The following is a 12,620-nucleotide window of genomic DNA, read 5'->3' on the forward strand; positions in this document are numbered from 1 at the left end:
GCAACTCCTTCAAATCGACGGTATGGGGTGGGCAGAACCATGAAATGCACATGGCCGCCGCATGCGTGCCTTCATACCATGGGTGCCATTCCAATACCAACACATGCAGGACATGACGACGCTCGCATCCCCCGCCAACGCCTCACCCGCCTCGACCCGCGGCGCACTGCCGCCCTTGCTGTGGCTCTGCCTGGCCGCCACCTGGGTGGTCTGGGGCTCGACCTACCTGGCTATCAAGTACGCGCTGATCAGCTTCGCGCCCTTCCTGCAGATGGGCTCGCGCTTTTTGTTCGCGGGTGTGCTGCTCGCCGCCTGGATGCGCTGGCGCGGCGCCGCATGGCCTTCGCTCGTCCAGTGGCGCAATGCGTTGGTGGTCGGCGCGCTGATGCTGGGCGGCGGCATGGGCGGTACGGCCCATGCCGAGGTGTCGATCGGCTCGGGCCTGGTGGTGGCCTTCATCGCGGTCGTGCCGTTGCTGATCGCACTGCTCAACCTGATCTGGGGCGTGAAGCCGACGCGCATGGAAGCGGCGGGTATCGCGCTCGGCCTGGTCGGCGTGCTGATGCTGACGCAGGGCAGCGGCTTCCAGTCTTCGCCTGCGGGGCTGGTGGCGATTTCCATCGCCTGCATCTGCTGGTCGATGGGCAGCGTGCTGAGCCAGCGCAGCCTGCCGCTCGCGCCCGGTGCCATGGGTTTTGCGAGCGAGATGATCTGCGGCGGCGTGGTGCTGCTGGTGCTCTCGGCGATCTCTGGCGAACAGCTCGTGTGGCCGCCGCAGCCGGAGGCTGTCGCGGCCTGGCTGTACCTCGTGGTGTTCGGTTCGCTGATCGCGTTCAACGCCTACATGGTGCTGCTCGCGAAGGCACCGGCCGCGCTGGCGGCGAGCTACACCTTCGTCAATCCGGTGATCGCGATGCTGCTGGGCGTGTGGATCGCCAACGAGACCGTCACGCGCTTCGAGTGGTACGCCGTGGCGGTCGTGCTGGCCGGTGTGCTGCTGTTGCTCTTCAAGCGCCCGAAGAAGGGCTGAGCGGCGCGCTTCAGGTGCCCGGGCGGCGCCAGAAGGCGAGGGTGGCCGCGAGCAGCCACATGCCGGCCGCGCAACTGCGGTTCAGCACCTTGAGGCCGCGGCGCGAGAGCCAGCGCACCGCCTGCGTTCCCGCCGCTGCATAGGCCAGCATCACGCAGGTATCGAGCGCCACGAAGATCGAGCCCAGCAGCAGGTACTGCGCGCCCTGCGGCTTCGAGATGTCGATGAACTGCGGCAGGAAGGCTGCAAAGAACAGCACCGTCTTGGGGTTCGACAGCGCCACGAGCAGGCTGCGCATCAGGGCGACGCGACCATGCGGCCTCACCTCGATGGCAGACTTGGCCAGTGCGGCGCCGAGGTCGGTCGCTTCGCTGCGCCAGAGCTTGATGCCGAGCCAGACGAGGTAGGCGACGCCTGCCACGCGGATCGCGTTGAAGAGCAGTTCCGAGGCGGCCAGCAGCGAGCCCAATCCGAGCGCGACGACCGCGATCAGCGTGACGCTGCCCAGCGACGCGCCGGCAATGCCCCAGCTCGCGCGCCGCATGCCGCCGTCGATGCCGTTGGACAGCGCCAGCAGCATCGTGGGGCCGGGAATCACCGCCAGCGCGAGCGAGGCGACGACGTAGATGAGCAGGGTGTCGAGTGTCATGGCTTGGTGGGGGGCGGACGTTGTTTGGAGGCGGCGCGGGCACGCGCCAGTGCGGCTTCGACGATGGAGCGCTTGCGCGTGTCGGCGGCCTGCGGCTCGGCGATGGCGGGCGCTTCTTCGGCCTCGCGCCTGGCGGCGTCGCGGTGCTTGCCGTGAAGCTTGTAGCGCTGCAGTGCGGCCTCTGCCTGCGCCTGCGACCAGGCTTGCCAGCCGCTGCGGCCCGGCGTCTCGACTTCGAGCGAGATGCAATCGACCGGGCAGACCGGAATGCAAAGCTCGCAGCCCGTGCAGTGTTCCTCGATCACTGTGTGCATGCGCTTGTTGATGCCGAGGATCGCATCGGTCGGGCAGGCATCGAGACAGAGCGTGCAGCCGATGCACCAGGCTTCGTCGATGACCGCCATGGCGCGCGGGCCTTCGGTGCCGAATTGCGGATCGAGCGGCAGCGCCGGCCGGCCGGTCAGTTGCGCAAGGCGCTCGATGCCTTCGGCGCCGCCTGGCGGGCATTGGTTGATGCCGGCTTCGCCATCGGCGACAGCCTGCGCGTAGCCGGCGCAATCGGGGTAGCCGCAGCGTGTGCACTGCGTTTGCGGCAGTGCCTCGTTGATGCGTGCGGCCAGCCCGTTCACTTCCTGCGTGCCGCGGGCTTCTTGACGGCTGCCACTGCGACCGCCTTCTGGGTGGCCACGGTCTTGCGGGCCGCGACGGCGACAACTTTCCGGTCGGGCTTGATCCGGTCTTCGGCCGGCAGGCTCTCGCGGGCGCCGGCGCGGCGCTGGGGCTGGTCGTTGGCCGCGATGAACTTCACCAGCTTCGGGTAGACCAGTTCGCGCCAGCGGCGGCCGCTGAAGATGCCGTAGTGGCCCGCGCCCTTGACTTCATAGTGCTCGCGCTTCGCATCCGCGACGCCGGTGCACAGGCTGTGCGCGGCTTCGGTCTGGCCCGAGCCCGAAATGTCGTCGAGTTCGCCTTCGACCGTCAGCAGCGCGGCCGTGCGGATGTCCTGCGGACGCACGCGTTCGATCTGGCCGTCGGGGTTCTTGACGTCCCAGGTGCCGTTCACGAGCTCGAACTGCTGGAACACGGTGCGGATCGTGTCGAGGTAGTAGTCGGCGTCCATGTCGAGCACGGCGTTGTACTCGTCATAGAACTTGCGGTGGGCCTCGGCGCTCGCGTCGTCGCCCTTGATGAGGTCCTTGAAATAGTCGTAGTGGCTGGTCGCGTGGCGATCGGGGTTCATGGCCACGAAGCCGGTGTGCTGCAGGAAACCGGGGTACACGCGGCGGCCTTCACCCGGGAAGCCTTGCGGCACGCGGTAGATCACGTTGTTCTCGAACCACTCGTAGCTCTTGTTCATCGCGAGGTTGTTCACCGCGGTGGGCGACTTGCGGGCGTCGATGGGGCCGCCCATCATCGTCAGCGTGAGCGGCAGCGGCTCCTTGCGGCTCGCCATGAGCGACACGGCCGCCAGCACCGGCACGGTTGGCTGGCACACGCTGACCACGTGGCAGTTGCCGTATTCGGCCTGCAGGCGGCGAATGAACTCCTGCACGTAGTTGATGTAGTCGTCGAGGTGGAACTCGCCCTCCGACATCGGCACGAGGCGGGCGTTCTTCCAGTCGGTGATGTAGACCTTGTGGTCCTGCAGCATGGTGCGCACGGTGTCGCGCAGCAGCGTGGCGTAGTGGCCCGAGAGCGGCGCCACGATCAGCACCACGGGCTGGCTCTTGAGCGTCTTGAGGATGTGCGGCTCGTCTGTGAAGCGCTTGAAGCGGCGCAGCTCGCAGAAAGGCTTGTCGAGCTCGACCGCTTCCTGGATCACGACGTCTTCGCCCTCGACTTTCACCGACTTGATGTTGAACTCTGGCTTCTCGTAGTCCTTGCCGAGGCGATAGAGCAGGTCGTAGCCTGCGGCCATGCGCTGGGCCATCGGCAGTTGGCCCCACACGGCGCCTTGGCCGTAAAGTTTGGAGGCCGCTTGCGCGAAGTCCGAGAACGGTTCCATCAAGGAACGCTGGGCTTCGTAGAGTTGATAGAGCATCGCTGGTGTTGGAGTGAAATGTTGCAGTGCAATATATCAGCGTGTTCGCTGCGGCGCAGGGGGCCTAACCCCTACATCGACCCCACTGCACGGGGCGTTTCTGGCTAAGGATGCGAAGGAACCGTCGCAAGACGGATTCCCTCACACTTTGCTGTCACCTAGATGACTTTGGCAATCGACGCGCAGACGTAGTCGATGTTCTTGCTGTTGAGCGCGGCCACGCACATGCGGCCGGTGTCGGTGCCATACACGCCGAATTCATTGCGCAGGCGCACCATCTGGTCCTTGGTCAGGCCCGAGTAGCTGAACATGCCGATCTGCGTGGTGATGAAGCTCATGTCTTCCTTCACGCCGGCGGCCTTCAGGCCATCGACCAGCTTCTGGCGCATGGCCTTGATGCGCACGCGCATTTCGCCGAGTTCCTTTTCCCAGAGGGCGCGCAGTTCGGGGTTGCCGAGCACCGCGGCCACCACGGCGCCACCGTGGATCGGCGGGTTGCTGTAGTTGGTGCGGATCGCGATCTTGAGCTGCGACAGCACGCGGCCGGCTTCTTCCTTGTTTTCGCACAGCACCGAGAGGGCGCCCACGCGTTCGCCGTAGAGGCTGAAGCTCTTCGAGAACGAGGTCGAGACGAAGAAGGTCAGGCCGGCATCGACGAACTTGCCGACGGCCGCGCCGTCTTCCTTGAGGCCGTAGCCGAAGCCCTGGTAGGCCATGTCGAGGAAGGGCACGAGATCCTTGGCCTTGACGGCAGCGACCACCTGGTCCCACTGGGCGGGGGTGATGTCGTAGCCGGTCGGGTTGTGGCAGCAGGCGTGCAGCACCACGATGGTGCCGGCCGGTGCCGCGTTCAGGGCGGCCAGCATGCCGTCGAAGTTCACGCCGCGCTTGGCGGCATCGTAGTAGGGGTAGCTCTCGACCTCGAAGCCGGCGTTTGTGAACAGGGCGCGGTGGTTCTCCCAGCTCGGGTCGCTGATCAGCACCTTGGCGTTGGGGTTGATCTTCTTCAGGAAGTCGGCGCCGACCTTGAGGCCGCCGGTGCCGCCGATGCCCTGGATGGTGGCGACGCGGCCCGATTGCACGGGTTCGCTGTCGGCGCCGAACACCAGGCCCTTGACGGCATTGTCGTAAGCCACGATGCCGTCGATCGGCAGGTAGCCGCGGGCCGAGGGGGCTTTCATCATGTTCTGTTCGGCGGCCTGGACGCATTGCAGCAGGGGCAGCTTGCCGTTGTCGTCGTAATAGACGCCCACGCCGAGATTGACCTTGTTGGGGTTGGTATCGGCTGCAAATTGCTCGTTGAGGCCGAGGATCGGGTCGCGCGGTGCCATTTCGACCGCGGTGAACATAGACATGGAAAGGTCCTTTGGGATGAAAGCTTCGCTGGCAACCGGGGGAGGCTTTATGCTTTCCGGTTGCCTTGAATTTTACCGGCGACACGCCACCTGTCGGGAACAGCCATGCCAGAGAACAACGAAGCCATAGCAGACTTGAAGAAACTGGACCCGATCGGTCCGGTGAAACCGGGTGAATTCATCCACTACCCCGATTCGCCGTTCGAGCTTTTCCAGCCCTATCCGCCGGCTGGCGACCAGCCGAAGGCGATCGACGGGCTGGTCGATGGGGTGATCGACGGCGAGGTGTTCCAGACGCTGCTGGGCGTCACGGGCTCGGGCAAGACTTTCACCATGGCCAACGTGATCGCGCGGCTGGGCCGTCCGGCCATCGTGTTTGCGCCCAACAAGACGCTGGCGGCGCAGCTCTACAGCGAGTTCCGCGAGTTCTTTCCCAAGAACGCGGTCGAGTACTTCGTGAGCTACTACGACTACTACCAGCCCGAGGCCTACGTGCCCCAGCGCGACCTGTTCATCGAGAAGGACTCGTCGATCAACGAGCACATCGAGCAGATGCGGCTGTCGGCCACCAAGAGCGTGCTGGAGCGGCGCGACACGGTCATCGTGGCCACGGTGAGCGCCATCTACGGCATCGGCACGCCCGAGGACTACACGCAGATGCGTTTCATCATGCGGGTGGGCGACAAGATCGGCCAGCGCGACGTGATCGGCCGGCTGATCCGTATGCAGTACACCCGCAACGAGCAGGATTTCTCGCGCGGCACCTTCCGCGTGCGCGGCGACACCATCGACGTGTTCCCGGCCGAGCACAGTGAGCTGGCGATCCGCATCGAGCTGTTCGACGACGAGATCGAGACGCTGCAGCTCTTCGACCCGCTCACGGGGCGCATCCGGCAGAAGATTCCGCGCTTCACGGTGTACCCGTCGAGCCACTACGTGACGCCGCGCGACAAGGTTCTGGGTGCGGTCGAGACCATCAAGATCGAGCTGGCCGAGCGGCTCAAGGCGTTCGTGGGGCAGGGCAAGCTGGTCGAGGCGCAGCGGCTGGAGCAGCGCACGCGCTTCGACCTTGAAATGCTCGCCGAAATCGGCCACTGCAAGGGCATCGAGAACTACTCGCGCCACCTCTCGGGCGCCGCGCCGGGCGACCCACCGGCCACGCTGACCGACTACCTGCCGAAGGACGCGCTGATGTTCCTCGACGAGAGCCACCAGATGATCGGCCAGCTCAACGCCATGTACAGCGGCGACCGGGCGCGCAAGACCACGCTGGTCGAGTACGGCTTTCGCTTGCCGAGCGCGATGGACAACCGGCCGCTCAAGTTCGAAGAGTTCGAGACGCGCATGCGGCAGGCGATCTTCGTCTCGGCCACGCCGGCGCAGTACGAAAAGGACCATTCCGGCAATGTCGTCGAGCAACTCGTGCGGCCGACCGGGCTGATCGACCCCGAGGTCGAGGTGCGCCCCGCGACGCACCAGGTCGACGACGTGCTGGGCGAGATCCGCATCCGCGTCGAGAAGAACGAGCGCGTGCTGATCACCACGCTGACCAAGCGCATGGCCGAGCAGCTGACCGACTACCTGGGCGACAACGGCGTGAAGGTGCGCTACCTGCACAGCGACGTCGACACGGTCGAGCGGGTGGAAATCCTGCGCGACCTGCGCCTGGGCACCTTCGACGTGCTGGTGGGCATCAACCTGCTGCGCGAGGGGCTGGACATTCCAGAGGTCTCGCTGGTGGCGATCCTCGATGCCGACAAGGAGGGCTTCCTGCGCGCCGAGCGCTCGCTGATCCAGACCATCGGCCGGGCAGCCCGGAACTTGAACGGCAAGGCGATCCTCTATGCCGACCGGATGACCGATTCGATGAAGAAGGCCATCGACGAAACCGAGCGCCGGCGCGCCCGGCAGATCGCCCACAACGAGGCCAACGGCATCACGCCGCGCAGCATCGTGAAGCAGGTGCGCGACCTGATCGACGGCGTCTACAGCGAAAAGACGGGCAAGGAAATGGCCAAGCTCGACCTGGAACGCGCCAAGGTCGAGGACATGAGCGAGAAGGACATCGCCCGGGAGATCAAGCGCCTGGAGAAGCTCATGCTCGAGCACGCCCGCAACCTCGAATTCGAGAAGGCGGCGCGGGTGCGGGATCAGCTGGCGCTGCTGCGGGAGCAGGCATTCGGTGCCGCCGGCGGCGATAACATCGTGGTTTAGCCCTGCTAGGTCAGGGGCCCGCGACTTTCAAGCGCCGGGCGCTGGGGTTTACCCGAGCAGAGTCCAGGGGCTTCTGCTATACTTGACCGAAATACTCAAGAACAACAAAAAAAGAACTTCGCGATGAAGGACCGACTCCTACCGGCTGGTTCACCAGCGTCAGGGGTCGGACAGGGCGGAGACGAAGTCACCGCGGTCCAGGGCCACGGTGTCATTTCAACGGTAAGCACTTGAAGGAGCTTGCGATGCGTCTCACTACCAAAGGCCGTTTTGCGGTCACAGCAATGATCGATCTGGCGTTGCGTCAGAACACCGGTCCGGTCACGCTGGCTGCGATCAGCCAGCGGCAGCAGATTTCATTGTCGTACCTCGAGCAGCTGTTCGGCAAGCTGCGCCGCCACGAGCTGGTCGAGTCGACCCGCGGCCCCGGCGGCGGCTACAGCCTCGGCCGCAAGGCTGCGGATATCACCGTGGCCGACATCATTGTTTCCGTCGATGAACCCATCGACGCCACGCAATGCGGCGGCAAGGAAAACTGCCTCGGTGAAGCCGGCCGTTGCATGACGCACGAACTCTGGGCCTCGCTGAACCAGCGCATGGTCGAGTTTCTCGATTCCGTCACCCTGCAGAAGCTGGTCGACGACCAGATCGCCAAGGGCGTGCAGATCGAGAACAAGCCTGTCGTCAAGCGCGCCATCTCGGCCCAGCCGGTGGTCAAGCCGATTCGCGTGAATGCGCCGAATTCGGTGTTCGCCCTCGGCAACGCCTTCGCCAAGTCCTGAAGTCCTGAGTAGTAGCGGACAGTGCCTTCGGGCGCTGCCGCGAGAAGCCCAGATCAAAGAACACCCCCCACGCCAGCCCGAGCCAGCCATGGACGTCACTCCTCATTTCCCGATCTATCTCGATTACGGCGCGACCACGCCGGTCGACCCGCGTGTGGTCGATGCCATGATTCCCTGGTTGCGCGAACATTTCGGCAACCCGGCATCGCGCAGCCACGCCTGGGGTTGGGAGGCTGAGGAGGCGGTCGAGAAAGCGCGTGGCCAGGTGGCCGAGCTGATCGGTGCCGACCCGCGCGAGATCGTCTGGACTTCCGGCGCCACCGAGTCGAACAACCTCGCGATCAAGGGCGCGGCCCAGTTCTACAAGGGCAAGGGCAAGCACCTCATCACGGTGAAGACCGAGCACAAGGCCGTGCTCGACACCATGCGCGAACTCGAGCGCCAGGGCTTCGAGGTCACGTACATGGACGTCGAGGAAAACGGCCTGCTCGACCTCGACAAGTTCAAGGCAACGATCCGCCCCGACACGATCCTTGCGAGCGTCATGTACGTGAACAACGAGATCGGCGTCATCCAGGACGTGGTCGCGCTCGGCAACGCCTGTCGCGAAAAGGGCGTGATCTTCCACGTCGATGCGGCGCAGGCCACCGGCAAGGTCGAGATCGACGTGACCAAGCTGCCCATCGACCTGATGAGCCTGGCCTCGCACAAGACCTACGGCCCCAAGGGCATCGGCGCGCTGTACGTGCGCCGCAAGCCGCGCGTGCGGCTCGAGGCACAGATGCACGGCGGTGGCCATGAGCGCGGCATGCGTTCGGGCACCCTGCCGACGCACCAGATCGTGGGCATGGGCGAAGCCTTCCGCATCGCCAGGCTCGAAATGAAGGAAGACATCGCGAAGGCGGCCAGTCTGCAGAAGCGTCTGCTCGACGGCCTGAAGGATGTCGAGCAGGTGTTCATCAACGGCGACCTCGAACAGCGTGTGCCGCACAACCTGAACATGAGCTTCAACTACGTCGAAGGCGAGTCGCTGATCATGGGCATCAAGGGCCTGGCGGTGTCGTCGGGCTCGGCCTGCACCTCGGCCAGCCTCGAGCCCAGCTACGTGCTGCGCGCCCTGGGCCGCAGCGACGAGTTGGCCCACAGCAGCCTTCGCATGACCATCGGCCGTTTCACGACCGAAGAAGAGATCGACTACGCCATTTCGACCATCAAGCACAACGTTGCCAAGCTGCGCGAGCTGAGCCCCCTGTGGGAGATGTTCCAGGACGGCGTCGACATCAGCACGATCCAGTGGTCGGCCCACTGACATTGGCCGGCCCAGCGCTCCACGATTGAACAAAGCTTGAGAGGTACACCATGGCATATTCATCCAAGGTCATCGACCACTACGAAAATCCCCGCAACGTCGGCTCCTTCGAAAAAGGCGACGACACGGTTGGCACCGGCATGGTCGGCGCACCGGCCTGCGGCGACGTCATGAAGCTGCAGATCAAGGTCAACCCCGAAACGGGCGTGATCGAAGACGCACGCTTCAAGACCTACGGCTGCGGCTCCGCCATTGCCTCGTCCTCGCTCGTGACCGAATGGGTCAAGGGCAAGACGCTCGACGAAGCGGCTGCGCTGAAGAACGCGCAGATCGCCGAAGAACTGGCGCTGCCGCCGGTCAAGATTCACTGCTCCATCCTGGCCGAAGACGCCATCAAGGCCGCCGTGAGCGACTACAAGGCCAAGCACGGCGTCAAAGCGGCCGAAGCCGAAGCTGCTGTTCACTGACATGGCCGTTACGCTGACCGAAGCCGCTGCACGACACGTCACCCGCTACCTCGGTAAACGAGGTAAGGGCGTGGGTGTGCGGTTGGGCGTGAAGACCACGGGCTGCTCGGGCCTGGCCTACAAGCTCGAGTACGTGGACGAGTTCACACCTGAAGACGTGGTGTTCGAAGACCACGGCGTGAAGGTGCTGGTCGATCCGAAGAGCCTGGCCTACATCGACGGCACGCAGCTCGACTTCGTGCGCGAAGGGCTCAACGAGGGCTTCAAGTTCATCAACCCGAACGAACGGGACCGTTGCGGCTGCGGAGAGAGCTTTCGCATCTGATGCGCTGTCGCTGACAGCGACCACAGCCGCCACCATGTCATGTGCTGGCGGTTTTTTCTTGCCATGAACCTGAACGACACCGACTTCCAACTGTTCGCCGTCCCGGCCACCTTTGCGCAGGACCGCGCCGCGATCGACGCGCGCTGGAAAGAGCTGCAGCGCGAAGCCCACCCGGACCGCTTTGCCGCGCAGGGCGCCGCGGCGCAGCGCGTGGCCATGCAGTGGTCGGTGCGCATCAACGAGGCGTACCAGCGGCTCAAGGACCCGATCCGCCGCGCGAGCTACATCTGCGAACTCCATGGGGCGCCGTTGAATGCCGAGAACAACACGGCGATGCCGCCCGACTTCCTGATGCAGCAGATGGAATGGCGCGAAGCGCTCGACGATGCCGGCGACATCGTCGCGGTCGAGAAGCTGCAGGCGGAGGTCGAGGCCGGCCGCGCACGCGCGCTCTCGTCGCTCGATTGGTTGATCGACGAGAAGGGTGATTACCCGGGCGCCGCGCAGCAGGTGAGAGCCCTCATGTTCATTGAGCGCTTCGGACAGGACGTCGAAGCCAAATTCGATCAGTTGGGACAATAAGCCCTTATGGCTCTTCTTCAGATTTCCGAACCCGGCCAGGCGCCCGACCCCCATCAGCGCCGCATTGCCGTGGGCATCGACCTCGGCACCACGCATTCGCTGGTGGCCGCGGTGCGCAACGGCGTGGCCGAATGCCTGCCTGACGACCAGGGCCGCGTGCTGCTGCCTTCGGCCGTTCGCTACCTGGACGGCGATCGTCGTCACATCGGTTTCGACGCCGTTGCCGCGCGTGCGCAGGACCCCGCCAACACCATCACTTCGGTCAAGCGGCTCATGGGGCGCGGCCTGGCCGATATCGCAAACCGCGAAGCCATGTCCTACCGCATTGCCGGCAGCGATGGGGGCATGGTGAAGGTTCAGACCGGCGCGGGCGAGAAGTCGCCGGTCGAGATCAGCGCCGAGATTCTGGCGACGCTGCGCTTCCGCGCTGAAGACACCTTCGACGACGAGCTCTATGGCGCCGTCATCACGGTGCCAGCCTATTTCGACGAAGGCCAGCGCCAGGCCACCAAGGACGCCGCGCAGCTCGCCGGCCTCAACGTGCTGCGCCTGATCAGCGAGCCCACGGCCGCGGCCATCGCCTATGGCCTGGACAACGCGAGTGAAGGCGTCTACGCGGTCTACGACCTGGGCGGCGGAACCTTCGACATCTCGATCCTGCGGCTCACCCAAGGGGTGTTCGAGGTCATCGCCACCGGCGGCGACTCGGCCCTGGGGGGCGACGACTACGACCACGCACTCGCCGACTTCGTGCTCGCGCAAACCGGCTTGCAAGTCGGCAACGACAGCGACAAGGCCGCAGTGCTCGTGGCGGCCCGCGCGGCGAAAGAGGCGCTGACCGATTCGGACACCGTGGCGTTCCGCGCCGATGTGGCCGGCGGTGCGGCCCGATTCGACCTCGCGCGTGCGCATTTCGATGCGGCAACGAAGCCCCTCACCGACCGCACCATCGCCGCCGTCCGCAAGGCGATGCGCGACGCGAAGCTCAAGGCGGATGACCTGCAAGGCATCGTTCTTGTCGGCGGCTCCACCCGCATGCCGCAGATCCGCCGCGCCGTGGCCGAATTCTTCGGCCGCGAGCCGCTGGTCAACCTGAACCCCGACGAAGTCGTGGCGCTCGGCGCCGCGATCCAGGCCAACCAGCTTGCCGGCAACAAAGGCGCGGGCGAACTGCTGCTGCTCGACGTGATCCCGCTGTCGCTGGGCATCGAAACCATGGGCGGCCTGGTCGAGCGCATCGTGCCGCGCAACCAGACCATCCCCACCGCGATGGCCCAGGACTTCACGACCTACCAGGACGGCCAGACCGCCCTCGCGCTGCACGTGGTGCAAGGCGAGCGCGACCTGGTGGCCGATTGCCGCAGCCTCGCGCGATTCACGCTGCGCGGCATCCCGCCCATGGCGGCCGGTGCTGCGCGCATTCGCGTGACTTTCACCGTCGATGCCGACGGCCTGCTGAGCGTCAGCGCCAAGGAGCAGGGCAGCGGCGTCGAAGCCAGCGTCGCGGTCAAGCCCTCCTACGGCCTCTCGGACGACCAGATTGCGACCATGCTGCAGGAGAGCTTCTCCACCGCCCAGCAGGACATGCAGGCCCGGGCGCTCGTGGAGGCGCGTGTCGATGCCGAGCGCATGCTGCTCGCCACCCAAAGCGCACTCGATGCCGACGGTGATCTGTTGAGCGATGAAGAGCGTGCGGTCATCGATGCGTCGATGGTGCAGCTGCGCGAAGCCGCCAAGGGGAGCGAAGCCGCCGCGATCGAGGCCGCCACCAAGACGCTCGCCAACGACACCGAGGCCTTCGCCGCCCAGCGCATGAATGTGGGCATTGCGCGTGCACTCGCCGGCCGCAAGGTCGAATCCCTCTAG

12 protein-coding genes are annotated in these 12,620 nt (G+C 65.3%); 8 read left to right on the forward strand and 4 right to left on the reverse strand.

From position 1 onward, the window contains the following. Window positions 1–112 precede the first annotated feature (112 nt). Window positions 113–1,030 (forward strand): drug/metabolite exporter YedA, encoded by a 918-nt coding sequence (gene yedA, locus AC1DXX_RS00075; protein ID WP_478132122.1) that lies wholly within the window; start codon window positions 113–115, stop codon window positions 1,028–1,030. Window positions 1,031–1,040: 10 nt separating this feature from the next. Here yedA and AC1DXX_RS00080 read toward each other — a convergent pair whose 3' ends face one another. From AC1DXX_RS00080 to AC1DXX_RS00095, 4 genes are all read right to left on the reverse strand, one after another. Further along, on the reverse strand, window positions 1,041–1,679 hold the full coding sequence (locus AC1DXX_RS00080; RefSeq protein ID WP_478132123.1) for a LysE family translocator: 639 nt from the start codon (window positions 1,677–1,679) through the stop codon (window positions 1,041–1,043). Further along, window positions 1,676–2,308, reverse strand: coding sequence for an RnfABCDGE type electron transport complex subunit B (locus AC1DXX_RS00085; protein WP_478132124.1), 633 nt, complete (start codon window positions 2,306–2,308; stop codon window positions 1,676–1,678). Before AC1DXX_RS00085 ends, AC1DXX_RS00080 begins: the two co-directional genes overlap by 4 nt. After that, window positions 2,305–3,720, reverse strand: a complete 1,416-nt coding sequence (locus tag AC1DXX_RS00090; protein ID WP_478132125.1) for a polyhydroxyalkanoate depolymerase — start codon at window positions 3,718–3,720, stop codon at window positions 2,305–2,307. Before AC1DXX_RS00090 ends, AC1DXX_RS00085 begins: the two co-directional genes overlap by 4 nt. Window positions 3,721–3,878: 158 nt before the next feature. Further along, window positions 3,879–5,075, reverse strand: coding sequence for an amino acid aminotransferase (locus tag AC1DXX_RS00095; RefSeq protein ID WP_478132126.1), 1,197 nt, complete (start codon window positions 5,073–5,075; stop codon window positions 3,879–3,881). Between the two features lie 105 nt (window positions 5,076–5,180). Here AC1DXX_RS00095 and uvrB point away from each other — a divergent pair, with 105 nt between their 5' ends. From uvrB to hscA, 7 genes are all read left to right on the forward strand, one after another. Then, window positions 5,181–7,289, forward strand: coding sequence for an excinuclease ABC subunit UvrB (gene uvrB, locus AC1DXX_RS00100; protein WP_478132127.1), 2,109 nt, complete (start codon window positions 5,181–5,183; stop codon window positions 7,287–7,289). A gap of 245 nt (window positions 7,290–7,534) precedes the next feature. Next, a complete protein-coding gene (iscR, locus tag AC1DXX_RS00105) occupies window positions 7,535–8,071 on the forward strand; it encodes a Fe-S cluster assembly transcriptional regulator IscR (RefSeq protein ID WP_007828186.1) in 537 nt (178 codons plus the stop codon). A gap of 88 nt (window positions 8,072–8,159) precedes the next feature. Further along, the gene (locus tag AC1DXX_RS00110) at window positions 8,160–9,380 is read left to right on the forward strand and encodes an IscS subfamily cysteine desulfurase (RefSeq protein ID WP_478132128.1); all 1,221 of its coding nucleotides are present in this window, start codon (window positions 8,160–8,162) and stop codon (window positions 9,378–9,380) included. A 50-nt stretch (window positions 9,381–9,430) separates the two neighbouring features. Beyond that, on the forward strand, window positions 9,431–9,847 hold the full coding sequence (gene iscU, locus AC1DXX_RS00115; protein WP_478132129.1) for a Fe-S cluster assembly scaffold IscU: 417 nt from the start codon (window positions 9,431–9,433) through the stop codon (window positions 9,845–9,847). 1 nt (window position 9,848) lies between these two features. Further along, the gene (iscA, locus tag AC1DXX_RS00120; protein WP_007828190.1) at window positions 9,849–10,172 is read left to right on the forward strand and encodes an iron-sulfur cluster assembly protein IscA; all 324 of its coding nucleotides are present in this window, start codon (window positions 9,849–9,851) and stop codon (window positions 10,170–10,172) included. 63 nt (window positions 10,173–10,235) lie between these two features. After that, window positions 10,236–10,754: a Fe-S protein assembly co-chaperone HscB gene (hscB, locus tag AC1DXX_RS00125; RefSeq protein ID WP_478132130.1), complete on the forward strand. Its 519-nt coding sequence runs from the start codon at window positions 10,236–10,238 to the stop codon at window positions 10,752–10,754. A gap of 6 nt (window positions 10,755–10,760) precedes the next feature. After that, a complete protein-coding gene (gene hscA / locus AC1DXX_RS00130) occupies window positions 10,761–12,620 on the forward strand; it encodes a Fe-S protein assembly chaperone HscA (RefSeq protein ID WP_478132131.1) in 1,860 nt (619 codons plus the stop codon).

It is taken from the genome of Variovorax sp. P4_B10, from assembly GCF_056402375.1.

Bases quoted from the DNA above. Each gene is read 5' to 3' on its own strand.
- uvrB (WP_478132127.1), top strand. From the start codon at position 5,181: ATGCCAGAGAACAACGAAGCCATAGCAGACTTGAAGAAACTGGACCCG.
- AC1DXX_RS00110 (WP_478132128.1), top strand. From the start codon at position 8,160: ATGGACGTCACTCCTCATTTCCCGATCTATCTCGATTACGGCGCGACC.
- hscB (WP_478132130.1), top strand. From the start codon at position 10,236: ATGAACCTGAACGACACCGACTTCCAACTGTTCGCCGTCCCGGCCACC.
- AC1DXX_RS00080 (WP_478132123.1), bottom strand. From the start codon at position 1,679: ATGACACTCGACACCCTGCTCATCTACGTCGTCGCCTCGCTCGCGCTG.
- hscA (WP_478132131.1), top strand. From the start codon at position 10,761: ATGGCTCTTCTTCAGATTTCCGAACCCGGCCAGGCGCCCGACCCCCAT.
- AC1DXX_RS00095 (WP_478132126.1), bottom strand. From the start codon at position 5,075: ATGTCTATGTTCACCGCGGTCGAAATGGCACCGCGCGACCCGATCCTC.
- iscU (WP_478132129.1), top strand. From the start codon at position 9,431: ATGGCATATTCATCCAAGGTCATCGACCACTACGAAAATCCCCGCAAC.
- iscR (WP_007828186.1), top strand. From the start codon at position 7,535: ATGCGTCTCACTACCAAAGGCCGTTTTGCGGTCACAGCAATGATCGAT.
- AC1DXX_RS00090 (WP_478132125.1), bottom strand. From the start codon at position 3,720: ATGCTCTATCAACTCTACGAAGCCCAGCGTTCCTTGATGGAACCGTTC.
- iscA (WP_007828190.1), top strand. From the start codon at position 9,849: ATGGCCGTTACGCTGACCGAAGCCGCTGCACGACACGTCACCCGCTAC.
- yedA (WP_478132122.1), top strand. From the start codon at position 113: ATGACGACGCTCGCATCCCCCGCCAACGCCTCACCCGCCTCGACCCGC.